The sequence below is a fragment of the Pseudomonas sp. SYWMCR5 genome (assembly GCF_057197165.1).
The window spans coordinates 1-22,197 of the sequence record NZ_JBXUNH010000011.1 but is presented as its reverse complement, the minus strand read 5'-3'; the positions used below and the strand labels follow the sequence as shown (position 1 = coordinate 22,197).

The window sequence follows — 22,197 nt, the reverse complement described above, 5'->3', positions numbered from 1 at the left end:
CAGCAGGACCCAGCGCGCGTCGGTGCTGGCGACCTTGAACGGCAGGAACAGCTCGATACGGTCCTTGGCGGTGTCGACTTTATATTGCAGGTCTTCGCCGCTGATGCTGGCCAGGGTTGCGGCTTCGGCAGGGTCCAGCACGTCGCTGGCCTTTTCGCCGAACTTGGAGGCGTCCTTGGTATAGGCGACCAGGCGACCATTGCTCGACACCAGTGCCAGTTCGCCAGCGCCGTTGTACAGCTGGCGGTCGGCGGCGTTGAGCAGGTCCTGGATGAAGTTCACCGACAGATCGGCCCCGGCGATGCCCTGGAACTGGCCGTTGACCATGATCGGCTCGACGAACGAGGCGAGCATCACCATCTTGTCGCCAACCTTGTAGGGCGCCGGGTCGATCACGCAGGCCTTCTTGGTTTCCTTCGGGCATAGGTAGTACTCACTGGCGCGTACCCCGGTCGACAGCACGGTGTGGTCGTTGACGTCCACCAGGCGGTCCTGGCCGAGACTGCCGTCGGCGTTGCGGAACCACCAGGGCAGGTAGCGTTCGCCATTGATGTCGGCGTGATCCAGTGCGTTCGGTTCCCAGCCCAGATACGCACCGAGCACCGTCGGGTTGACCTCCACGGTGCGCTTGAGCAGGTTGTTCAGGTAGGCGCGGTCGATTTGCATCAGCGGTTTGCCGTCGGCGTCCTGCATGCCGAGCATGGCGTTGACCGTGGCCAGGCTGCGGCTGATCAGCAGCGGCGCTTCCAGGCCACGCTGGATCTCGCTGACCTGGGTGCGGGCCAGCGCCGACAGACGCTGTTCGATCACGCTTTCGAACTGCTGCTGGGTGCGCTGCTGTACCAGGTCCTGGGTGCGGGCCCCGGAGTACACGGCGTACAGCACCAGCGCCGCGACAATGCTCAATACAATGGCACCGGCCAGGGCCGCCACGGAAAACTGGATCGACTTGAACTTCATTACCGGAAAGCTCCACGCAAGGAGGTCGTTTTCTTTTGTTATCGGCGTGGTCGAGGGAAAGCATGAGGGGGGGATGAGAGAAATCTTCCCTGCGGCTCTGGCAGGGTCAGGCGAGTGGGCCTAGGATACGCGGCATGTAGAAAGGGAGTGTTTTCATGCGTAAGTCTTTCGTGATCAGCCTGTTGAGCGCCAGCGTTCTGCTGGGTGGTTGCCAGGCGGTCAATACCACCAGCGGCGGAGCGGTTGGCGTCGAGCGCAAGCAGTACATGTTCAGCATGCTGTCGACCGATGAGGTCAACAAGATGTATGCGCAGTCGTACCAGCAGACCCTGGGCGAAGCATCGAGCAAGGGCGTGCTGGACAAGAGCAGCGTCGATGCCAAGCGTGTGCAGGTCATCGCTGACCGCCTGATTGCCCAGGCCCCGCAGTTCCGGCCGGATGCCGCGCAATGGAAGTGGGAAGTCAACGTGATCAAGAGCGACGAGCTCAACGCCAACTGCGGCCCGGGTGGCAAGATCATCGTCTACACCGGGCTGATCGATCAGCTCAAGCTCACCGACGCGGAGCTGGCTGCGGTCATGGGTCATGAAATCGCCCACGCCCTGCGCGAGCATGGCCGCGAGGCGATGTCCAAGGCATACGGTATCGAAATGGCGCGCCAGGGGGCCGGTGCGATCTTCGGCCTTGGCCAGGACAGCATGGCGCTGGCCGACACCGTGGTGAACTACTCCATGACCCTGCCCAACAGCCGGGCCAATGAGAACGAGGCCGACCTGATCGGCCTGGAACTGTCGGCACGGGCCGGTTATGACCCGAATGCGGCGATCACCTTGTGGAACAAGATGAGCAAGGCCTCCGAAGGCGCGCCGCCTGAGTTCATGAGCACCCACCCGGCCTCGGCCAGTCGCATTGCTTCGCTGCAGGCGGCGATTCCGAAGGTGATGCCGCTGTACCAGGCGGCGAAGAAGTAAAGCGCTCTGCGCTGTGGGGTAGTTGCCTGGTTCAACTATCCCGGGGCTGGAGCAATTCCTGTGGGAGCGCTCTCACGGTCCAGTCCTGTCTTCGTTGCCCTAGCCAATCCACCCGCTGGTCTTCATCGCCGAGTACACCGCAACCGCCGCAAGCACGAAGAACGCTGCCGCCGCCAGTCGGCGGATCAGGGCCAGCGGCAGTTTGTCTGCTGCGAAGTTGCCCGCCAGTACCACCGGTACGTTGGCGATCAGCATGCCCAGGGTGGTGCCGATGATGACCATGATCAGGTGCGGATACTGCGCGGCCAGCATCACCGTGGCGACCTGGGTCTTGTCGCCGATCTCCGCCAGGAAGAACGCGATCAAGGTGGTCAGGAACGGGCCGAAGCGGCGTGCATTGCTGGTTTCGTCATCGTCCATCTTGTCCGGGACCAGGGTCCACAAGGCGGTGGCGGTGAAGCTTGCCGCCAGGATCCAGTGCAGCACGCTTTCGGTGAAGAACCCGCTGACCCAGGCCCCCACGGCGCCAGCGGCCGCATGGTTGGCGAGGGTGGCGGCGACGATACCGGCGATGATCGGCCACGGCTTGCGAAAGCGCGCCGCGAGAATGAGCGCGAGCAATTGCGTCTTGTCGCCGATTTCAGCGAGCGCAACGATGGCGGTGGGAACGAGCAGGGATTCGAGCATCAGGCTTCCTACGGGGGCGGGTCGACACGGCTATGACACGTACAGCCTTCCCGCCCCGGGTAAGGTGTGCGTGTCATAGGTCTTGTCAAACCCCGGGCTCATCTGTGTGAGCCGTGAGGTCGCACGCGCCATGGCCTGTGGGCCAAGTGTGTTGACGCGTACCGGGCAAGCAGAGGGTGCTTGCGGGAGACTACTCCCCTAGGACGGAGCGGATTCTGCCTAGCCGAATCGGTTTGGGCAAGCGTTAATTTTTTAACCGCGTGTTGCCCGATAGATTCGGAAGCCATCCCCTTCGGCGCGGATTTCGCAGTTGCCCAAGGCCTCCTGGAGCAGCGGCTGATAGCGCAGGAAGCTATTCGCTACCAGGCGTATTTCCCCGCCTTTTTGCAGAATTTGTCTGCTTTTTCGCAGCAGATTTTCTGCTGCCTGATAGTCGGTGTGGACCCCGGTATGGAAGGGTGGATTGCTTAGGATCACGGTCAGATTATCCGGTGCTGCGTCAATGCCATCACCGCTGATCACCTCACCTTGCAGACCGTTGGCAGCCAGGGTCAGTCGACTGGCTGCCACGGCAAAGGCATCGACATCGAGCAGGGTGACACTGCTTTGCGGATAACGTCGCTTGATGGTCGCGCCGAGTACGCCTGCACCACAGCCGAAGTCCAGCACATGGCCGATCGGCAGTTGTTCGAGATGCTGCAGCAGCAGCGCGGTGCCGCGATCCAGGCGACCGTGGCTGAACACGCCCGGCAGGCTGACCACCTGCAGCGGGCCGTCCTCGAGTGGTAGCTCGAAGCGTTCGGCCAGGCTCTCCAGGGGGGTGGCCTCGGGCGCATTGACCACGGTCACCTGCCACAGTTGGCAGTGGCGGGCGCTGTCGAGCTTGCGCGGTTTGCCGAAGGCCTGCAGTTGCTTGGCCGCGCCCTCGATTCCGCCACGTTTCTCGCCGACCAGGTACAGCTCGCGTCCGCCCAGGCGCGAGGCCAGCGCATTGAGCAGGTAGGCAGCGAGGTCACGGGATTTGGGCAGGAACAGGACCGCCGCGTCGAACGGAACTTGCGGGGCCTCGACGCCGTAGTGGCTGCGGCCCGTGAAACGCTGCTCCAGCAGCGCCTGATCGCCGGCGTGCCAGGTCCAGGCCTGCGCGTGCGGCAGTTGCCCGAGCAGGCCATCGGCGGCGGCACCGGCGATCAGCAGCGGGCCCTGGAACAGGTCCGCTTGGCGGAGCAACACTTCACTGCGCGGGTCCATCGGCGGACGCCTCCTGAAAAAAGCGCGAAGTGTATCACCTGGCGTATCGGGGCGCGGCGCCGACGCTGCAGGAGCGACTGTCTTGTTCAAAATCTGAAGGCCAGCCCAATCTCTGTAGGAGCGGGCTTGCCCGCGAACACGGGCGTAGCCCGTGCCAGGCAGCGCGGTGTGTTTTTCGCGGGCAAGTCGGGGCGCCGAACCGCCTCTCATACAGGTGCCGCACCGGCGCTGAGGACCGTGCACAGCTTGGCAGGAGCGACCGAGCGGGTTTGCGCTTCAGCCCACCACCCGGCGTGGCTGGCCAGCGAAGTACGCCTGGGCGTTTTCGGCCAGTTGCCCGACGATGCGCTGGCGCGACTCCACCGCACCCCAGGCGCTGTGCGGGGTGATGATCAGGCGCGGGATGTCTGCGTGCAGCAATGGATTGCCATTGACTGGCGGCTCGACGCTCAGCACATCGGTGGCTGCGCCGCCCAGGTGGCCGCTGCGCAGGGCATCGGCCAGCGCCTGCTCATCGATCAGGCCTCCGCGAGCGGTGTTCACCACCAGCGCACCCGGCTTGAGCAAGGCCAGTTCACGGGCGCCGATCATGTGGCGGGTCTGCTCGTTCAACGGGCAGTGCAGGGTCAGGGCATCGACCTGTGGCAAGAGGTCGTCCAGTGCCAGGCGCTCGGCGCGCGCCGGTCGCCCAGGGATCTGCCCGCTCAGCACACGCATGCCGAATGCCTCGGCCAGGCGCGCCACTGCGCCGCCCAGCTCGCCGTGCCCCAGCAGGCCCAGGGTCTTGCCTTCCAGCTCGACGATGGGGAAGTCCAATAAGCAGAACTGGCTGGCCTTGGCCCATGCACCGTCCTTGACTGCCTGCTGGTAGTCGCACAGCCGGGTGGCCAGGGCCAGCAGCAGCGCCAGGGTGTGCTGCGCCACCGAAGGTGTGCCGTAGCCCTGGCAGTTGCACACGGTGATGCCCTGGGCACGGGCTGCGGCAAGGTCGACGTTGTTGGTGCCGGTGGCGGCTACCAGGATCAGTTTCACTTGTGGATTGGCCGCGAGCGCCGCAGCATCGAGCATCACCTTGTTGCTGATCACCACGCTGGCGCCTTGCAGACGTTCGCTGACCTGTTCCGGAGCGCTGGCGGCATGCAGTTGCAGGCTGTCGAACTGCTGTTCGAGCGCAGAAAGGTCGAGATCTCCCAGGTCAAGGGAGTGATGATCGAGAAAAACTGCATGACGCGACATTGGCGGCTCCGTCGGCAAAGGCCAGAGGTGGGGAGCACATCGGCTCCGGATTCTGCGGCGCTGTAACGCCCTGTTCGCACATTGCCACTCATACTTTGCGACGCCAAATCATTCCTTCGGCTGATTTGACTGCCGCGTCACCGATCTACAGTAAATCCTTGAATATCCGGCACGCTTTTCAGAAAAGGGATACCCATGCTGCAGACCCGCCTCCTCAAGCCCGCCGACGGCGCCTACACCTACCCGCTGCTGATCAAACGCCTGCTGATGTCTGGCAGCCGCTACGAAAAGACCCGCGAAATCGTCTACCGCGACAAGGTGCGGCTCTCCTATCCCGAACTCGGCGAGCGCATCGCCAGGCTGGCCAACGTGCTCACCGAAGCCGGGGTCAAGGCCGGCGACACGGTGGCGGTGATGGATTGGGACAGCCACCGCTATCTGGAGTGCATGTTCGCCATCCCGATGATCGGTGCGGTGGTGCACACCATCAACGTGCGCCTGTCGCCCGAGCAGATCCTCTACACCATGAACCACGCCGAAGACCGCTTCGTGCTGGTCAACAGCGATTTCGTCGGCCTCTACCAGGCCATCGCCGGGCAACTGACCACGGTCGACAAGACCGTGCTGATCACCGATGGCCCGGACCAGACCGCCGAGCTGCCGAACCTGGTCGGTGAGTACGAGCAACTGCTCGCCGCCGCCAGCCCGCACTACGATTTCCCCGATTTCGACGAGAATTCGGTGGCCACCACCTTCTACACCACCGGTACCACCGGCAACCCCAAGGGCGTGTACTTCACCCACCGCCAACTGGTGCTGCACACCCTGGCCGAAACGTCGGTGCTCGGCAGCCTCGACAGCGTGCGCCTGCTCAGCACCAACGACGTCTACATGCCGATCACGCCGATGTTCCACGTGCATGCCTGGGGCATCCCCTACGCAGCGACCATGATGGGCATCAAGCAGGTGTATCCGGGGCGCTACGAGCCGGACATGCTGATCAAGCTGTGGCGCGAAGAGAAGGTCACCTTCTCCCATTGCGTGCCGACCATCCTGCAGATGCTGCTCAACTGCCCGTCCGCCAAGGGCCAGGACTTCGGCGGCTGGAAGGTGATCATCGGCGGCAGCGCACTCAACCGGGCGCTGTATGAGGCTGCCCTGGCGCGGGGCATCCAGCTCACTGCGGCCTATGGCATGTCGGAAACCTGCCCGCTGATCTCTTGCGCGCACCTGAACGAAGAACTGCTGGCCGGTGGTGAAGACGAGCGTGTCAGCTACCGCATCAAGGCCGGTGTGCCGGTGCCCCTGGTGGAGGCGGCCATCGTCGACGAGCACGGCAACTTCCTGCCCGCCGACGGCGAGGCCCAGGGCGAGTTGGTGCTGCGCGCACCCTGGCTGACCATGGGCTACTTCAACGAACCGGAAAAGAGCAACGAGCTGTGGGCCGGAGGCTGGCTGCATACCGGCGATGTCGCCACCCTCGACGGCATGGGCTACATCGACATCCGCGACCGCATCAAGGATGTGATCAAGACCGGTGGCGAGTGGATCTCGTCCCTTGATCTTGAAGACCTGATCAGCCGACACGGGGCGGTGCGCGAGGTGGCGGTGGTCGGCGTGCCCGATCCGCAGTGGGGCGAGCGGCCGTTCGCGCTGCTGGTGGTGCACGAAGGCCAGCAGCTGGACGCCAAGTTGCTCAAGGAGCATCTCAAGCCATTCGTCGAGTTGGGGCACATCAACAAGTGGGCGATTCCGAGCCAGATCGCCGTTGTTACTGAAATTCCCAAGACCAGCGTGGGCAAGCTCGACAAGAAGCGTATCCGCGTGGACGTCACCCAGTGGCAGGCCAGTAACAGTACCTTCCTCTCAACCCTGTAACACCTGCCCGGGTCACGTCTGTTCTGGCGTGACCCGCGTGTTAGAGGTATCGCGCCTTGTCAAACGGCGAAATTGAGCCATGCTTCTGCACTGCCAGCGATCGAAGTGGCCATTTGCGATGCCTCTACTTGCGAGACGCAAATCACACTTTAGAGGGATCAAGTGCGAGTGGCCGCTGGCTATAGTCGGGTCAGGGGATTTTCAGGAATGGGGGAGGGCGCACGCGCATGCCGTGCTGCCTCTGGCAGGAGCCTGCTCGCAGCGCTCGGGGCCGTTTCTGAAAGGACTCACTGCCATAACAAAAAAGTACATGGAGTAGCGTCGATGACATCTGCAAACCCGTTCTGGCGCCGGGCCAAGCTGCCCTTGGCCGTCAGCCTCGCTTCCACGCTCGCAAGTCCCGCATTCGGTGTGAGTTTCAACATCGGGGAAATCGAAGGTCAGTTCGACTCATCGCTCTCCATCGGGGCCAGCTGGTCGACTGCCAATCCAAACAAGAACCTGATCGGCGTCAACAACGGCGGCAAGGGCCTGTCCCAGACCTCCGACGATGGCCACCTCAACTTCAAGAAAGGCGAGACCTTCTCCAAGATCTTCAAGGGCATCCACGATCTCGAGCTCAAGTACGGCGACACCGGCGTCTTCGTCCGTGGCAAGTACTGGTACGACTTCGAGCTCAAGGACGAGGGCCGCGAGTTCAAGGATATCAGCGACTCCGGGCGCAAGTCGGGGGCCAAGTCCTCGGGTGCACAACTGCTCGACGCGTTCATCTACCACAACTACGCCATCGCCGACATGCCCGGCTCGGTGCGCTTCGGCAAGCAGGTGGTGAGCTGGGGTGAAAGTACCTTCATCGGTGGCGGTATCAACTCGATCAACCCGATCGACGTCGCAGCCTTCCGCCGTCCTGGCGCCGAGATCAAGGAAGGCCTGATCCCGGTCAACATGTTCTACATCTCCCAGAGCCTGACCGACAACCTGTCGGCCGAAGCCTTCTACCAGCTCGAATGGGACCAGACCGTCACCGACAACTGCGGGACCTTCTTCTCCCAGCCGGACATCATCTCCGACGGTTGCACCGACAACCTGCGCGTGCTCAACAGCAGCCGCGCGGTGCCGGGCGCAGCGCGGCAGTTCCTCGCCACCCGCGGCGTGAACATCAACGAAGAAGGCGTGATGGTGCGCCGTGGCCCGGACCGCGACGCGCGTGACAGCGGCCAGTTCGGCGTAGCCCTGCGCTACATGTTCGAGCCGCTGGACACCGAGTTCGGTGCCTACTTCATGAACTACCACAGCCGTGCGCCGATCTTCAGCGCCACCGGCGCCTCGCCTGCGGTCTTCGCCGGCATTCCGTCGCTGCCGGCCAACCTGCGTCCGCTGGCGCCGCTGATCGTCGCGGGCAACTCGCAGTACTTCGTCGAGTACCCTGAAGACATCCGCCTCTACGGCCTGAGCTTCTCCACCACCCTGCCCACCGGCACGGCGTGGAGCGGTGAAATCAGTTACCGTCCCAACGCGCCTGTGCAGCTGAACACCACCGACATCCTGTTCGCCGGTGTCCGTCCGCTGGGCGGCGCCCTGGCCAACGCCTCGCTGCTCAGTGGTACTCCGGGCCAGGACCTGCACGGCTATCGCCGCAAGGAAATCACCCAGTTCCAGACCACCCTGACGCACTTCTTCGACCAGGTGATGGGCGCCAGCCGCATGACCGTGGTGGGCGAGCTGGGCGTCACCCACGTGGGCGGCCTGGAGAGCGCGCACGACACCCGTTATGGCCGCGACCCGGTGTTCGGCCCAGGCCCGCTGCCGGCCACCGGCGGCGCCAACACCTGCCAGGCACTCAACGCCAGCACCATCGCCGGTGCCGGGGCTGGGGCGTCGACCACCAACCTCAACCGCAAGTGCGAGAACGACGGCTACACCACCAGCACTTCCTGGGGCTACCGCGCCCGGGTGATCTGGGACTACAACGACGTCTTCGCCGGGGTCAACCTCAAGCCCAACGTGGCCTGGTCCCACGACGTGTCCGGCTACTCGCCGGGCCCTGGCGGCAACTTCGAGGAAGGCCGCAAGGCGATCAGCCTGGGCCTGGACGCCGAGTACCAGAACACCTACACGGCGAGCCTGTCGTACACCAACTTCTTCGATGGCAAGTACAGCACCGTGGATGACCGCGACTTCGTCGCCCTCAGCTTCGGCGTGAACTTCTAAGAACTCTGATCCAGGACGACAACGATGAAGATGACCACAAGTCTGCTGAAAGCCGGTGTGCTGGGCATGTCCCTGCTGGCGACCAGCGTCATGGCTGCGGTTTCCGCCGATGAGGCGGCCAAGCTCGGTACCACGCTCACGCCGATGGGCGCAGAGAAGGCCGGCAACGCCGATGGCTCGATCGGCCCGTGGGAGCCGCTGTCCAAGACTGCCGGCAGTGTCGATGCCAGGGGCTTCCTGTCCGACCCGTACGGCAGCGAAAAGCCACTGTTCACCATCACCGCCGCGAACGCCGACCAGTACAAGGACAAACTGGCTCCCGGCCAACTGGCGATGCTCAAGCGCTATCCGGACACCTACAAGCTGCCGGTGTACAAGACCCACCGCGGCGCCACAGTGCCGGATGCCGTGTACGCCGACATCAAGGCCAACGCCACCCAGACCACCCTGGTCGAAGGCGGCAACGGCCTGAACAACTTCCGCGGCGCGATCCCGTTCCCGATTCCCAAGAGCGGGGTCGAGGTGATCTGGAACCACATCACCCGTTATCGCGGCGGTAGCGTGTCGCGCCTGGTGACCCAGGCTACGCCGCAGCAGAACGGCTCCTACAGCCTGGTGTACTTCAGCGACCAGTTCGTGTTCCGCGACAAGATGAAGGACTACGACCCGAACAACCCGGGCAACGTGCTGTTCTACTTCAAGCAGGAAGTGACTGCGCCAGCGCGCCTGGCTGGTACCGTGCTGCTGGTGCACGAGACCCTCGACCAGGTCAAGGAACCGCGCAAGGCGTGGATCTACAATGCCGGCCAGCGTCGTGTGCGCCAGGCGCCGCAGGTCTCCTACGACGGCCCGGGTACCGCCGCCGACGGCCTGCGTACCTCCGACAACCTGGACATGTACAACGGCGCACCCGACCGCTACGACTGGAAGCTCGAAGGCAAGAAGGAGATGTACATCGCCTCCAACGCCTACAAGCTCGACGATCCGAAGCTCAAGTACGCCGACATCATCAAGGCCGGCCACATCAACCAGGACCTCGCCCGCTACGAGCTGCGCCGTGTGTGGCATGTGGTCGCAACCCTGAAGCCAGGCCAGCGCCATATCTATGCCAAGCGTGACTTCTACATCGACGAAGATACCTGGCAGGCCGCGGTGATCGACCAGTACGACGGGCGCAACCAGCTGTGGCGCGTGTCCGAGGCGCATGCCCAGCCGTACTACAACAACCAGGTGCCTTGGTACACGCTCGAAGCGATCTATGACCTGCAGTCGGGCCGTTACCTGGCACTGGGCATGAAGAACGAGGAGAAAAAATCCTACGACTTCAACTTCAGCGCCAACAAGGCTGACTTCCAGCCTGCGGCCCTGCGTCAGAGTGGCGTGCGTTAAGCGTTCAAAAACCAACTCCGTGTAATCTCCCAGAACGCCCCGGCTTGCCGGGGCGTTTCTGTTTCTGTCGGTTCACCAGGCTGACCCCGGTCAACCCCGCTAAGCTTGAATCTTCCAGAATCAGCCTTATCTATTGGTCATCTCAGGCAGGTTCTTCATTACAGGTGCTGTCCATCGCTCCGCCTGCCCTTTAAAGGAAGGTATCCCCATGCGAATAGACCGACTGACAAGCAAGCTGCAACTGGCATTATCCGATTCCCAATCCCTGGCCGTTGGCATGGACCATCCGGCCATTGAACCTGTGCATCTGCTGCAGGCCCTGATCGAGCAGCAGGGTGGCTCGATCAAGCCGCTGCTGATGCAGGTAGGCTTCGACATCACCAGCCTGCGCAAGGCGCTGACCAAAGAGCTCGACCAGCTGCCGAAAATCCAGAACCCCACGGGCGATGTGAACATGTCCCAGGACTTGGCGCGCCTGCTCAACCAGGCTGACCGCCTGGCCCAGCAGAAGGGCGACCAGTTCATTTCCAGCGAACTGGTGCTGCTCGCCGCCATGGACGAGAACAGCAAGGTCGGCAAGCTGCTGCTCGGCCAGGGCGTGAGCAAGAAGGCCCTGGAAAACGCCATCAACAACCTGCGCGGTGGCGAGGCGGTCAATGATGCCAACGCCGAGGAGTCGCGCCAGGCGCTGGACAAGTACACCGTCGACCTGACCAAGCGTGCCGAAGAAGGCAAGCTCGACCCGGTGATCGGCCGTGACGACGAAATTCGCCGTACCGTGCAGGTGCTGCAGCGCCGCACCAAGAACAACCCCGTGCTGATTGGCGAGCCCGGCGTCGGCAAGACCGCCATCGCCGAAGGCCTGGCCCAGCGCATCATCAATGGCGAAGTGCCCGATGGTCTCAAGGGCAAGCGCCTGCTCGCCCTGGACATGGGCGCGCTGATTGCTGGCGCCAAGTATCGCGGTGAGTTCGAAGAGCGCCTCAAAGGTTTGCTCAACGAGCTGTCCAAGCAAGAAGGCCAGATCATCCTGTTCATCGACGAACTGCACACCATGGTCGGCGCCGGCAAGGGCGAGGGCGCGATGGACGCCGGCAACATGCTCAAGCCGGCCCTGGCCCGCGGTGAGTTGCATTGCGTTGGCGCCACCACGCTCAACGAGTACCGCCAGTTCATCGAGAAGGACGCAGCGCTGGAGCGACGCTTCCAGAAAGTGCTGGTCGAGGAGCCGAGCGAGGAAGACACCATTGCCATCCTGCGTGGCCTTAAGGAGCGCTATGAAGTGCACCACAAGGTGGCCATCACCGACGGTGCGATCATCGCTGCGGCCAAGCTCAGCCACCGCTACATCACCGACCGCCAACTGCCGGACAAGGCCATCGACCTGATCGACGAGGCCGCCAGCCGCATCCGCATGGAGATCGACTCCAAGCCAGAGGTGCTCGACCGTCTTGATCGTCGTCTGATCCAGTTGAAAGTGGAGTCCCAGGCCCTGAAGAAGGAAGAGGACGAAGCGGCCAAGAAGCGCCTGGAAAAACTCACCGAGGAAATCGAGCGCCTTGAGCGCGAATATTCCGACCTTGAAGAAATCTGGGCGTCGGAAAAGGCCGAGGTACAGGGCTCGGCGCAGATCCAGCAAAAGATCGAGCAAGCCCGCCAGGAGCTGGAAGCCGCCCGCCGCAAGGGTGACCTGAGCCGCATGGCCGAGTTGCAGTACGGGGTGATCCCCGACCTGGAGCGCAGCCTGCAGATGGTCGATCAGCACGGCAAGACCGAGAACCAGTTGCTGCGCAACAAAGTCACCGAGGAAGAGATCGCCGAGGTTGTGTCCAAGTGGACCGGCATCCCGGTGTCGAAGATGCTCGAAGGCGAGCGCGAGAAGCTGCTGAAGATGGAAGGCCTGCTGCACGAGCGGGTGATTGGCCAGGACGAGGCGGTCACTGCCGTGGCCAACGCTGTGCGCCGGTCGCGTGCCGGACTGTCCGACCCGAACCGCCCGAGCGGCTCGTTCCTGTTCCTCGGCCCAACCGGCGTGGGCAAGACCGAGCTGTGCAAGGCGCTCGCCGAGTTCCTCTTCGACACCGAGGAGGCCATGGTGCGCATCGACATGTCCGAGTTCATGGAGAAGCACTCTGTCGCTCGCCTGATCGGTGCACCACCAGGCTATGTGGGTTATGAAGAGGGCGGCTACCTGACCGAGGCGGTGCGTCGCAAGCCCTACTCGGTGGTATTGCTCGACGAGGTGGAGAAGGCGCACCCGGATGTGTTCAACGTGCTCCTGCAGGTGCTGGAGGACGGCCGCTTGACCGACAGCCACGGGCGTACCGTTGATTTCCGCAACACGGTCATCGTCATGACCTCCAACCTGGGCTCGGCGCAGATTCAGGAACTGGTCGGCGACCGTGAGGCGCAACGTGCGGCGGTGATGGATGCGGTGGGTGCGCACTTCCGTCCGGAGTTCATCAACCGGATCGACGAAGTGGTGGTGTTCGAGCCGCTGGGCCGCGAGCAGATTGCCGGTATCACCGAGATCCAACTGGGCCGGCTGCGCGGTCGTCTGGCTGAGCGCGAGCTGTCGCTGAGCCTGAGCCCGGAAGCCCTCGACAAGCTGATTGCCGTTGGCTACGACCCGGTGTATGGCGCACGGCCGCTCAAGCGTGCGATCCAGCGCTGGATCGAGAACCCGCTGGCGCAACTGATCCTCGGTGGCCAGTTCGTGCCAGGTGCGGCGATCACGGCGAAGGTGGAGGGCGACGAGATCGTCTTTGCCTGACGGTGTTGCCATCGCGGGCTTGCCCCGCGATGGCACCTGCGCAAACCCCGCAAACCCCTGATTTTTCGGCGCGGGATCTAACTCGCTGAAAATTTTGAAAAAAATGCTTGCACAAAAAAACGAGTGCCCCTAATATTCGCACCGCTGTCAGGCACTACGCAGATCACCGGCGGTAAAGATGATCTGAAAACAACTTACAAATCAGTAAGTTGGGTAAAAAAAAGTGGTTGACAAGCAAAACGAAGAATGTAGAATAGCCGGCCTCAGCAGCGACAACGCTGAAGAGATCGAAGCTAACACAAACTTCGAAGCTGTAAGAGTTGTACGAAGTTCAGTTCCGCGATAGCTCAGTCGGTAGAGCAAATGACTGTTAATCATTGGGTCCCTGGTTCGAGTCCAGGTCGCGGAGCCAATTTCGGGGTGTAGCGCAGTCCGGTAGCGCGCCTGCTTTGGGAGCAGGATGTCAGGAGTTCGAATCCCCTCACCCCGACCATTTTCCGGGTCGTTAGCTCAGTTGGTAGAGCAGTTGGCTTTTAACCAATTGGTCGTAGGTTCGAATCCTACACGACCCACCATGTAAAAAGGGCATCTCGAATGAGATGCCCTTTTTCTTTTGTCTCGAGAAAATCATTTCGTAACTCGCGGCTGTTTTACTGGGGTTGCAACTGTTCTGTTCAAAATCTGAACGCCAGCCACAATCTCTGTGGCAGCGGCCGACTTGGCGCGCGAGGGGCTGCTGGATATCCTCCCAGCGATTATCATTCGACCAGCCTGCTGCCGCGTTCATTCTCGGCACCGCCGGGCACAGCGGCATCGGTTTGCCCCGGGCCGTGCAAAGGATCAGTGCTGCGAGGGTTGCATGACCGTGGCGATATCCGCGTCGGTGCGGCAGGTATGGCGAGAAGCGAAGAGGGTGTACTGATGGCAGGCAGGTTGATTTACCTGATCGGGCCGTCCGGATCCGGCAAGGACAGCCTGCTGGACGCCGCCCGCGAACAACTGACAGCGCGTGGCTGTCGCATTGCCCGGCGGGTCATCACCCGGTCTGCCGAAGCGATGGGCGAAGCCGCCCTGGCGGTGAGCGCCGCACAGTTCGAGCAGATGCGCGAGGACGGTGCATTTGCCCTGCACTGGCAGGCCAACGGCCTGCACTACGGCATTCCACGGGTCATCGACCAGTGGCTGGAAGAAGGGCACGACGTGCTGGTGAACGGCTCGCGTGGCTACCTGAACACGGCGCGGCAGCGTTATCCGAATTTGCAGGTGGTACTGCTCAGTGTCGAACAGGACATCCTGCGCCAGCGCCTGCTGGCGCGGGGGCGTGAGTCGCAGGAGGAAGTGCAGGCGCGCTTGGCGCGTAATGCCCGCTTTGCCAGCGAAGCGCGCGAGGCCGACCCCGGCTTGCTGGTGCTCGACAACTCCGGGCCACTGGCCGACACCGTCTCGCGTCTGCTCGCGCACCTGGAGCGGCCATGCAACTGATCCTGCCTGGCCTCCGCCCTGCCGATCACGCCAGAGCTTGCGGCTCCTGCGCGGCGACGTGCTTGCAAAAAGGGCCGCAAAGCGGCCCTCGTGATCTCAGCTGATCAGTGCAACTTCAGGCGCGGCTCGGTGCCGCGGCCGATCTTGCTGCCGATCATCAGCATCGCCGTGCGGAACACCCCATACAGTGCCATCTGGTGCATGCGGTACAGTGATACGTAGAACATCCGTGCCAGCCAACCCTCCAGCATCACGCTGCCGGTCAGGTTGCCCATCAGGTTGCCCACCGCCGAGAACCGCGACAGCGAAACCAGCGAGCCGTAGTCCTTGTACGCGTAGGTTGGCAGCGGCTTGTTCTCCAGGCGCGCCTTCAGGCTCTTGGCCAGCATCGAAGCCTGTTGGTGCGCTGCCTGCGCCCGTGGTGGCACATTGCGGTCGCTGCCCGGCTGTGGGCAGGCAGCGCAGTCGCCAAAGGCGAAAATGTCGTCATCGCGTGTGGTCTGCAGCGTAGGACGCACCACCAGCTGGTTGATCCGGTTGGTCTCCAGGCCGTCGATATCCTTGAGGAAGCCCGGCGCACGAATACCCGCCGCCCACACTTTCAGGCTCGCCTGGATCACTTCGCCGGTCGCGGTCTTCAGGCCTTCCTCGGTCACTTCGCTGACCGCGGCGTTGGTCATCACCGTCACCCCGAGTTTCTCCAGGGTCTTGTGCACCGGCACGCTGATGCGCTCCGGCAAGGCTGGCAGCACGCGCGGGCCGGCCTCGATCAGGGTGATGTGCATGTCCTTGGGCTGGATGCGGTCCAGGCCGTAGGCGGCCAGCTCGTGCGCAGCGTTGTGCAGCTCCGCCGCCAGTTCCACGCCGGTAGCACCGGCGCCGACGATGGCCACGCTGATCTGCTCGCTGGCCTGATCGCCGGCGTGGGCGCGCAGGTAGTGGTTGAGCAGTTGCTGGTGGAAGCGCTCGGCCTGCTTGCGGCTGTCCAGGAACAGGCAGTGCTGCGCCGCGCCCAGGGTGCCGAAGTCGTTGGTGTTGCTGCCCACGGCGATCACCAGGGTGTCGTAGCCCAGAGTGCGCGCGGGCAGCAGCTCGCGGCCTTGTTCGTCGAGGGTCGCAGCCAGCTGGATCTGCTTGCCTTCACGGTCCAGGCCGCTCATGCGCCCCAACTGGAAGTTGAAGTGGTTCCACTTGGCCTGGGCCACATAGTTCAGCTCGTCTTCCGAGGAGTTCAGCGAGCCGGCAGCCACTTCGTGCAGCAGCGGTTTCCAGATGTGCGTCAGGTTGGCGTCGACCAGAGTGATCTCGGCGCGTTTGCGCTTGCCGAGGCTCTTACCCAGGCGGGTCGCCAGTTCCACGCCGCCGGCGCCGCCGCCGACAATCACGATGCGATGAGTCATGGGGATATCTCACAAGTTTTACGGAATTCTTGGACACAAGGTCCGGCCGCTGCGTGCGAGAGAGGAGGGCGAGCGCAAGGCAGCTCATAGCACCAGTCCACTCAGCAAGCGGCTCAACAGGCCCAGACCAATGGTCACGATCACCACCAGGGCAAGGAGCAGCCAGGGCCTGAAAGGCTTGCGCTCGACTTGATGCTGGGGGGCTCGCAGATACTCATCGACACGACGCTGATCTTCCGGATTCAGGCGGCTGGTCATGGTGGGCCTCGTGGGTAGACGCTTGGGATGACGAGAACGCTACAACCTTTCCTGCAGCGTTATCGCAAGCACGTGAAACAAATGATAATACCTTTCATCTCCGCCGCCGAGTGTACGCCATCGCAAAGACACCCGGCACGCGATCAAAGACTGATACCGACATCGAACAGAATGCTGCGCCCCAGGTTGCCGCGCAGGAAATCCGGCGCGTCCGGGTGGGCGAACAAGACCCGGGCGAAGGTCGGCCCCACCAGTGACAGCGAGCGCCAGCCCTGGCGCAGGTATTCGGTGGGTGGCGGGAAATGGCTGTTCAGGTCGAGCACTTCGCGCTTGAGGCTGGCGAAGGCGATGATATCCAGCTCGCTCAAGTCCAGCCCGCGCTCGCGGTAGTTGTGCGCCTTCTTGCGCAGGGTCGGGGCCAGGCGCGCGAGCAGCTCCTGCGCGCTGATGCGCCGGGGGCGCGCCTCGCGGCGCACCAGTTGGGCCAGGGAGAAGGCACTGCGCCGGCGCTGCAGTTCCTCGCGCCATTCGTCGTTGAGCCGACGCCCCTCGTCGAGGACGAAGAACACCTCGAACGCCGCATCGCGAAACAGCACGTCTGGCGGCTCTTGCCCGGCCGGGGTGAAGTCTTCGCTGCGGTAGGGAATGTTCAACCCTTGCAGCAGGCGTTGGCAGACCCAACGCTCACGCTCCCATTTGCGGGCATTGGACAGGAACGCGTTGGCTTGTTCGGCCTGGATGGTAAGCAGGCGCAGGTAGTCTGAGTCATCCATGGGAACAAGCTTAGCCTGCAATTGTGAAGGATAAGGGCTTGTTTGTTCGTGGGAATCGTCATCAGGGAATGGGTGTAGACTCGAAAGCATCCGACATGCACGCGAGGTCGCGATGATCAGCGCACAGGTCCTGTCCTCCACCAGCCTCACGCTTGGCTGGCTGGCCTACGTGCCCCTGTTGATCTGGGCGGCCAGCCGCACTCGCTGGGTCGAGCTGTTCAGCGACCCCCGCCGCCAGCACCTGCTGTTCGGCACCGTGTTCGGCCTGTTCGCGCTGTGGCTGGTGCGCCGCGATTTCGACACCGGCGTGTCCTACCACTTCATTGGCATGACTGCCGTGACCCTCCTGCTGGACTGGCCGCTGGCCATACTCGGCGGTTTTCTTGCCCAGCTCGGCCTGCTCGCCCTCGGCCGTCAGGACCTGGCCGCGCTGGGCGTCAACGGCCTGTTGATCATCGGCTTGCCGGTGCTGGTCACCGAGGTGTGCGCGATCCTGGTCGAACGCGCCCAGCCGCGCAACCTGTTCGTCTATATCTTCTGTTCAGGATTCTTCGCCGCCGCCCTGGCGACCTTGCTGTGTCTGATGGCCGCGCTGGGCGTGCTATGGCTGGACGGTCTGTTCGCCATGCCCGAGTGGCTCAGCGATTTCGTTGGCTACCTGTGGCTGATGATATTCCCCGAGGCCTTCATCAACGGCACCGTGATCAGCGCCTTGGTGGTGTTCTACCCCGAGTGGCTGGAAACCTTCAACCGCACCCGCTACCTGCAGGCCCCATGGAAGGATGAAGAGGGTCAGGGAAAGGACTGAGCCACCGCTGAAAATCCCTGTGGGGGCAACTGTCTTGTTCAAAATCTAAAGGCCAGCCCAATCCCTGTGGGAGCGGCGGTTCGCCGCTGCGACTTGTCCCGCGATCACCGGCAAAGCCGGTGCCATCCACCACTGTGTTCTTTCCCGGTTAAACCCATCCCCACCCCCTCAGCAAATCAATGCCGAGGCTCAAGATCCCCCGAATACAGCTCATCCTCCGACTCCGGCGCCGCTGGAATCTTGTGTTCCTCGGCCGCCCAGGCCCCCAGGTCGATCAGCTTGCAGCGATCCGAGCAGAACGGCCGGTTAGGGCTCTTCTCGCTCCACTCCACAGGTGCGCCACAGGTCGGGCAATCGACGGTCATTGGCTGGCTCAAGGCTGGCCTCCTCGCAAAGTCAGGTAAAAGGCATGCAACTGGTCGATCTGCTGATGCAGCCACGGCAGGTCGCGGTCATTGACCACCACATCGTCGGCATGGCGCAGGCGCTCTTCCCGCGCCAACTGCGCCTTGAGAATCGCCTGCACCTGCTCCTCGCTGATGTTGTCACGCTGCAGCGTGCGCGCGATCTGCACCTCTTGCGGCACATCGATCACCAGGATGCGCTGGGTCTTCTGGTACTGCCCCGACTCGATCAGCAGCGGCGATACATACACCGCGTAGGGCGACTCGGCCTTGGCCAGGTAGCTGAAGATCTCCTGCCCGATCAGCGGGTGCAGCAGTTGCTCGAGCCAGCGCCGCTGCGCCGGGTCGGCAAAGATCTGCTGGCGCAGGGCCGAGCGGTCGAGGGTGCCGTCATCCAGCAGCACGCCCGCACCAAAGCGCTCGACGATGCTCGCCAGCGCCGGCCGGCCCGGCTCGACCACCCAGCGCGCCGCCTGGTCGGCATCCACCAGGTGCACGCCAAGTTCGACGAAACGCTCCGCGGCGGCGCTCTTGCCGCTGCCGATGCCGCCGGTCAGTCCGAGAATCCAGGGGGTAAATGCAGCAGTGGTCATCAGTATCCGAGCAGTTGCATGTAGGAAGCGTATATTTCATCACCCCAGAGCCATGCGATCCAGCCCGCAATTGCCAGATAGGGCCCAAAAGGCATCGTCGTCCCCAGCGAAGCCTTGCGCAGGCGCAGCAGACACAGCCCGATCACCGCCCCCACCACCGACGACAGCAACAGTGTCAGCGGCAGCACCTGCCAGCCGCCCCAGGCGCCCAGCAGCGCCAGCAGCTTGAAGTCGCCATAGCCCAAGCCCTCCTTGCCGGTGACCAGCCGAAACAGCCAATACACCGACCACAGGCTCAGGTAACCGACCACCGCCCCCCACAGCGCATCGGCCAGCGGCACGAACAGCCCGAAGGCATTGACCACCAGCCCCAGCCACAGCGTCGGCAGCACCAGCACATCCGGCAGCAATTGATGCTCCGCATCGATCAGGCTCAGGGCCAGCAGGCACCACGTCAGCACCAGCGCCAACAGCGCCTGCACGCTCACCCCGAAATGCCACGCCACCACCAGCGACAGCCCCGCGCAGGCCAGCTCCACCAGCGGATAACGCGGGCTGATCCGCCCCTTGCACGCCGAGCAGCGCCCGCGCAGGGCAAGGTAACTCACCACCGGGATGTTTTCCCACGCCCGAATCCGATGCCCGCAACTGGGGCAGTGCGAGGCCGGCAGGCACAGGTCGAAACGCTCATGCGCCTGCACCGGCATCCCCAGCACCTCCCGCGCCTCGTTCTGCCACTGGCGTTCGAGCATCACCGGCAAGCGATGCACCAGCACATTCAGAAAACTGCCCACCAGCAGCCCGAGCACGGCTGCACTCGCCAGGAAGAACCCTGGCTGGTCGGCAAGAAAAGTCCACAGATTCATGTCAGATCAGGCTACCCAACTGGAAGATCGGCAAGTACATGGCCACTACCAGGCCACCTACCAGAACACCGAGGATCAGCACGATGGCTGGCTCCAGCAGACTGGTCAACTGCTCCAGCGCCTGCCCGACCTGCTCCTCGTAATGACAGGCCGCCTTGTTCAGCATCGCCTCCAGCGTGCCGCTGGACTCACCGATCGCCGTCAACTGCACCAGCAGTGGCGCGAACAACGGCTCCAGCGCCATCGCCTGATGCAGCCCCAAGCCATTGGCCATGCCTTGGCGCAACTGGCGAATCGCCCGCTCGTGCAAGGCATCGCCACTCGCCGCCGCAACGGTCTCCAGCGCATCGAGCAGCACCACCCCCGAACCATAGGCCGTCCCCAGGCTGCGTGCGAAACGCGCCAACGCCGCATGGCTCAACAACCGCCCGAACACCGGCACTCGCAGCGCTTGGCGAATCATCCACAACCGCCCCGGCAGATGCTCCCGGTACAGCTTGCGCAACGCCAGCCCCGCCACACCGAATACCCCCAGCACACCGAGCAGATGGCGCCCCAGCGCGTCAGACAATTCGATAACCCACCGGGTAAATGCAGGTAGCTCCTTACCCACCCCCGCAAACACCCCCTCGAAGCGTGGCACCACCTCCAGCAACAGCAACGCCGACACCCCAAGCCCCGTCAGCAGCAGAATCAGCGGATACAGCATCGCCTTGCGCACCCGGCGCCGCAGCGCCTGACGCCGCTCCAGCAGGTCTGCCAATTGTTCCAGCTGCCGATCCAGCGTCCCCGACTGCTCTCCGACCCGTACCAGGTTGCAGTACAACGCATCGAACCAACGCGGGTGCCGCTGCAACGCATCCGCCAACCCCAGCCCCGCAGAAACATCCTGCTGCAAGCGCCCCAGCAACCCCACCATCCCAGCGTCAGCACCACTGCGCCCCATCACCTCGAACGCCTGCAGCAGCGGCACTCCCGCCTTCAGCAGCGTCGCCAACTGACGCGAAAACCCCGGCGCATCCACCCTCTCCCGTCGCACCGGCAGTTTCCAGCCCCGCCCACCCGCAGGCCACACCCGCGCGCCCTCGATGCCCTGGCGTAACAACCCCGCCTGCACGAATGCCGGGCTACGTCCCAGCATCTGCCCACTGACCCGCGCCCCCTGCGCATCCACGCCCTGCCACGCATACAACCGAGTCGAACCCTTCATTCACCAGCTCCTTGCTACACCCCGACAAGCTCCGTAACAGCTTGCCGCGCCCCACCCAGGGCAGAAACTCCAGACGCCCACTAGAGTAGTCGAGCGGACATGACGTCCAGCCACGCAGGGGTGACAAAAGGTGTCCGTTGGGCTCTACTGCGCCCCAGCCGGCCCCGCCCCGCCCAGCGGCTCGCGGCCTGACCGAATCGACAAGGAACCTGTTATGAAAGGCCAACGCGGTATCACCCTCATCGAACTGATGATCGTCGTCGCGATCATCGGCATCCTCGCGACCATCGCGATCCCCATGTACACCAACCACCAGGCCCGCACCAAAGCAGCGGCCGGCCTCCTGGAAATCTCCGCGCTCAAGACCCCGATGGACCTGCGCCTGAACGAAGGCAAGGACGTCGCCGACGTTACCGCGCTGGGCGGGCAACCCACGACCAACCACTGCGCCATCGTCGCCAGCGGCAATGCCGCTGCAGGCACCGGCAGCATCGTCTGCACCCTCGCGGATGCGCCTGCGAACGTGGTGGGCAAGCGCCTGACACTGACCCGCGCGGCGACCGGGTGGGTGTGCAGCACCGACATCGAAGAGGATCTCGCGCCCAGCGGCTGTGCAGGTTCGGCGGGGCAGGGTGGGGCGCAGGGTAATAAGTGAAGGGAAACAGGGGTTTGCGTATGGATGGCGGCGGTGGTAGCTTTGCGGACACGCCGGTGTAGCTCAGTCGGTAGAGCAGCGCACTCGTAACGCGAAGGTCGCAGGTTCGATTCCTGTCTCCGGCACCAGAGACCAGTTTCCAGAAGTCTATGACTGTCTACGAAACACCCCGCAAAGCCCGCCTAGCGCGGGCTTTGTTGTTTCTGCCCGTCTTGCTCTGTCTCTGGGCATCTACGCGATTTAGGGATATGGTTAGGAATATCTCGGTTCGACAAGGAAACGTATCCCTATGGCGCGCACAGTGGTGCCTCTCACTGTAGTGGTCAACTCATCCCGGACACGGTTTTGAGTTTTTCTTCAGCTTTCGCCGGAGCCAGTCCATCGTTGAACTG

Annotated in this window: 18 protein-coding genes, 4 tRNA genes and 1 riboswitch; of the genes, 12 read left to right on the top strand and 10 right to left on the bottom strand. The window is 63.3% G+C overall.

What is annotated here, in order from left to right:
- Window positions 1–1,115 precede the first annotated feature (1,115 nt).
- On the top strand, window positions 1,116–1,931 hold the full coding sequence (locus tag AC2CGW_RS23075) for a M48 family metallopeptidase (RefSeq protein WP_186711794.1): 816 nt from the start codon (window positions 1,116–1,118) through the stop codon (window positions 1,929–1,931).
- A gap of 99 nt (window positions 1,932–2,030) precedes the next feature.
- Here the strand turns inward: AC2CGW_RS23075 and AC2CGW_RS23070 are convergent, their stop codons facing one another.
- The 3 genes from AC2CGW_RS23070 to AC2CGW_RS23060 all read right to left on the bottom strand — a co-directional run bounded on the left by AC2CGW_RS23070 (window position 2,031) and on the right by AC2CGW_RS23060 (window position 5,105).
- Entirely contained in the window at window positions 2,031–2,618 is a 588-nt protein-coding gene (locus tag AC2CGW_RS23070; protein WP_054895644.1) for a TMEM165/GDT1 family protein, read from the bottom strand.
- A gap of 87 nt (window positions 2,619–2,705) precedes the next feature.
- A riboswitch (yybP-ykoY riboswitch) is annotated at window positions 2,706–2,830 on the bottom strand.
- Window positions 2,831–2,870: 40 nt separating this feature from the next.
- Window positions 2,871–3,869 (bottom strand): methyltransferase, encoded by a 999-nt coding sequence (locus AC2CGW_RS23065; RefSeq protein ID WP_484574667.1) that lies wholly within the window; start codon window positions 3,867–3,869, stop codon window positions 2,871–2,873.
- Window positions 3,870–4,145: 276 nt separating this feature from the next.
- Complete coding sequence (locus AC2CGW_RS23060) at window positions 4,146–5,105, bottom strand: 2-hydroxyacid dehydrogenase (RefSeq protein ID WP_186711665.1); 960 nt, start codon at window positions 5,103–5,105, stop codon at window positions 4,146–4,148.
- 195 nt (window positions 5,106–5,300) lie between these two features.
- Between AC2CGW_RS23060 and AC2CGW_RS23055 the strand changes: the two genes are divergently transcribed.
- The 8 genes from AC2CGW_RS23055 to phnN all read left to right on the top strand — a co-directional run bounded on the left by AC2CGW_RS23055 (window position 5,301) and on the right by phnN (window position 14,838).
- The gene (locus AC2CGW_RS23055; protein WP_186667675.1) at window positions 5,301–6,983 is read left to right on the top strand and encodes a fatty acid--CoA ligase; all 1,683 of its coding nucleotides are present in this window, start codon (window positions 5,301–5,303) and stop codon (window positions 6,981–6,983) included.
- Window positions 6,984–7,307: 324 nt separating this feature from the next.
- Window positions 7,308–9,194, top strand: coding sequence for a DUF1302 domain-containing protein (locus AC2CGW_RS23050; RefSeq protein ID WP_186667676.1), 1,887 nt, complete (start codon window positions 7,308–7,310; stop codon window positions 9,192–9,194).
- Between the two features lie 24 nt (window positions 9,195–9,218).
- On the top strand, window positions 9,219–10,583 hold the full coding sequence (locus AC2CGW_RS23045) for a DUF1329 domain-containing protein (protein WP_484574666.1): 1,365 nt from the start codon (window positions 9,219–9,221) through the stop codon (window positions 10,581–10,583).
- 208 nt (window positions 10,584–10,791) lie between these two features.
- Complete coding sequence (clpB, locus tag AC2CGW_RS23040) at window positions 10,792–13,356, top strand: ATP-dependent chaperone ClpB (protein WP_186667678.1); 2,565 nt, start codon at window positions 10,792–10,794, stop codon at window positions 13,354–13,356.
- Window positions 13,357–13,692: 336 nt separating this feature from the next.
- Window positions 13,693–13,768, top strand: a tRNA-Asn gene (locus AC2CGW_RS23035).
- 4 nt (window positions 13,769–13,772) lie between these two features.
- Window positions 13,773–13,849, top strand: a tRNA-Pro gene (locus AC2CGW_RS23030).
- A gap of 6 nt (window positions 13,850–13,855) precedes the next feature.
- A tRNA-Lys gene (locus AC2CGW_RS23025) sits at window positions 13,856–13,931 on the top strand.
- 346 nt (window positions 13,932–14,277) lie between these two features.
- Complete coding sequence (phnN, locus tag AC2CGW_RS23020; RefSeq protein WP_484574665.1) at window positions 14,278–14,838, top strand: phosphonate metabolism protein/1,5-bisphosphokinase (PRPP-forming) PhnN; 561 nt, start codon at window positions 14,278–14,280, stop codon at window positions 14,836–14,838.
- A gap of 104 nt (window positions 14,839–14,942) precedes the next feature.
- On the opposite strand, the gene AC2CGW_RS23015 is transcribed toward phnN, so the two are convergent.
- The 3 genes from AC2CGW_RS23015 to AC2CGW_RS23005 form a co-directional block, all read right to left on the bottom strand.
- Window positions 14,943–16,238 carry an NAD(P)/FAD-dependent oxidoreductase gene (locus AC2CGW_RS23015; protein ID WP_186667680.1) on the bottom strand — a complete coding sequence of 432 codons (1,296 nt, stop codon included), beginning with the start codon at window positions 16,236–16,238 and terminating at the stop codon, window positions 14,943–14,945.
- Between the two features lie 84 nt (window positions 16,239–16,322).
- Window positions 16,323–16,496, bottom strand: a complete 174-nt coding sequence (locus tag AC2CGW_RS23010) for a DUF3094 family protein (protein WP_054895237.1) — start codon at window positions 16,494–16,496, stop codon at window positions 16,323–16,325.
- Window positions 16,497–16,639: 143 nt separating this feature from the next.
- Window positions 16,640–17,269 (bottom strand): DUF1780 domain-containing protein, encoded by a 630-nt coding sequence (locus AC2CGW_RS23005; RefSeq protein ID WP_065863331.1) that lies wholly within the window; start codon window positions 17,267–17,269, stop codon window positions 16,640–16,642.
- A gap of 112 nt (window positions 17,270–17,381) precedes the next feature.
- Here AC2CGW_RS23005 and AC2CGW_RS23000 point away from each other — a divergent pair, with 112 nt between their 5' ends.
- Window positions 17,382–18,077, top strand: a complete 696-nt coding sequence (locus AC2CGW_RS23000; protein WP_484574664.1) for an energy-coupling factor ABC transporter permease — start codon at window positions 17,382–17,384, stop codon at window positions 18,075–18,077.
- Window positions 18,078–18,253: 176 nt separating this feature from the next.
- On the opposite strand, the gene yacG is transcribed toward AC2CGW_RS23000, so the two are convergent.
- Genes yacG through AC2CGW_RS22980 form a run of 4 tightly spaced genes read right to left on the bottom strand, consistent with a single transcriptional unit; the run spans window position 18,254 to window position 21,150 of the window.
- Complete coding sequence (gene yacG / locus AC2CGW_RS22995; protein WP_054895240.1) at window positions 18,254–18,454, bottom strand: DNA gyrase inhibitor YacG; 201 nt, start codon at window positions 18,452–18,454, stop codon at window positions 18,254–18,256.
- Window positions 18,451–19,074 (bottom strand): dephospho-CoA kinase, encoded by a 624-nt coding sequence (gene coaE, locus AC2CGW_RS22990; RefSeq protein ID WP_186710058.1) that lies wholly within the window; start codon window positions 19,072–19,074, stop codon window positions 18,451–18,453. The genes yacG and coaE overlap by 4 nt, the downstream gene beginning before the upstream one ends.
- Window positions 19,074–19,940: a prepilin peptidase gene (locus tag AC2CGW_RS22985; RefSeq protein ID WP_288374240.1), complete on the bottom strand. Its 867-nt coding sequence runs from the start codon at window positions 19,938–19,940 to the stop codon at window positions 19,074–19,076. The genes coaE and AC2CGW_RS22985 overlap by 1 nt, the downstream gene beginning before the upstream one ends.
- 1 nt (window position 19,941) lies before the next feature.
- Window positions 19,942–21,150 carry a type II secretion system F family protein gene (locus tag AC2CGW_RS22980; RefSeq protein ID WP_484574663.1) on the bottom strand — a complete coding sequence of 403 codons (1,209 nt, stop codon included), beginning with the start codon at window positions 21,148–21,150 and terminating at the stop codon, window positions 19,942–19,944.
- A gap of 214 nt (window positions 21,151–21,364) precedes the next feature.
- Between AC2CGW_RS22980 and AC2CGW_RS22975 the strand changes: the two genes are divergently transcribed.
- On the top strand, window positions 21,365–21,805 hold the full coding sequence (locus AC2CGW_RS22975) for a pilin (RefSeq protein ID WP_484574662.1): 441 nt from the start codon (window positions 21,365–21,367) through the stop codon (window positions 21,803–21,805).
- Between the two features lie 52 nt (window positions 21,806–21,857).
- Window positions 21,858–21,933: transfer RNA gene (locus tag AC2CGW_RS22970), tRNA-Thr, on the top strand.
- Window positions 21,934–22,197 lie beyond the last annotated feature (264 nt).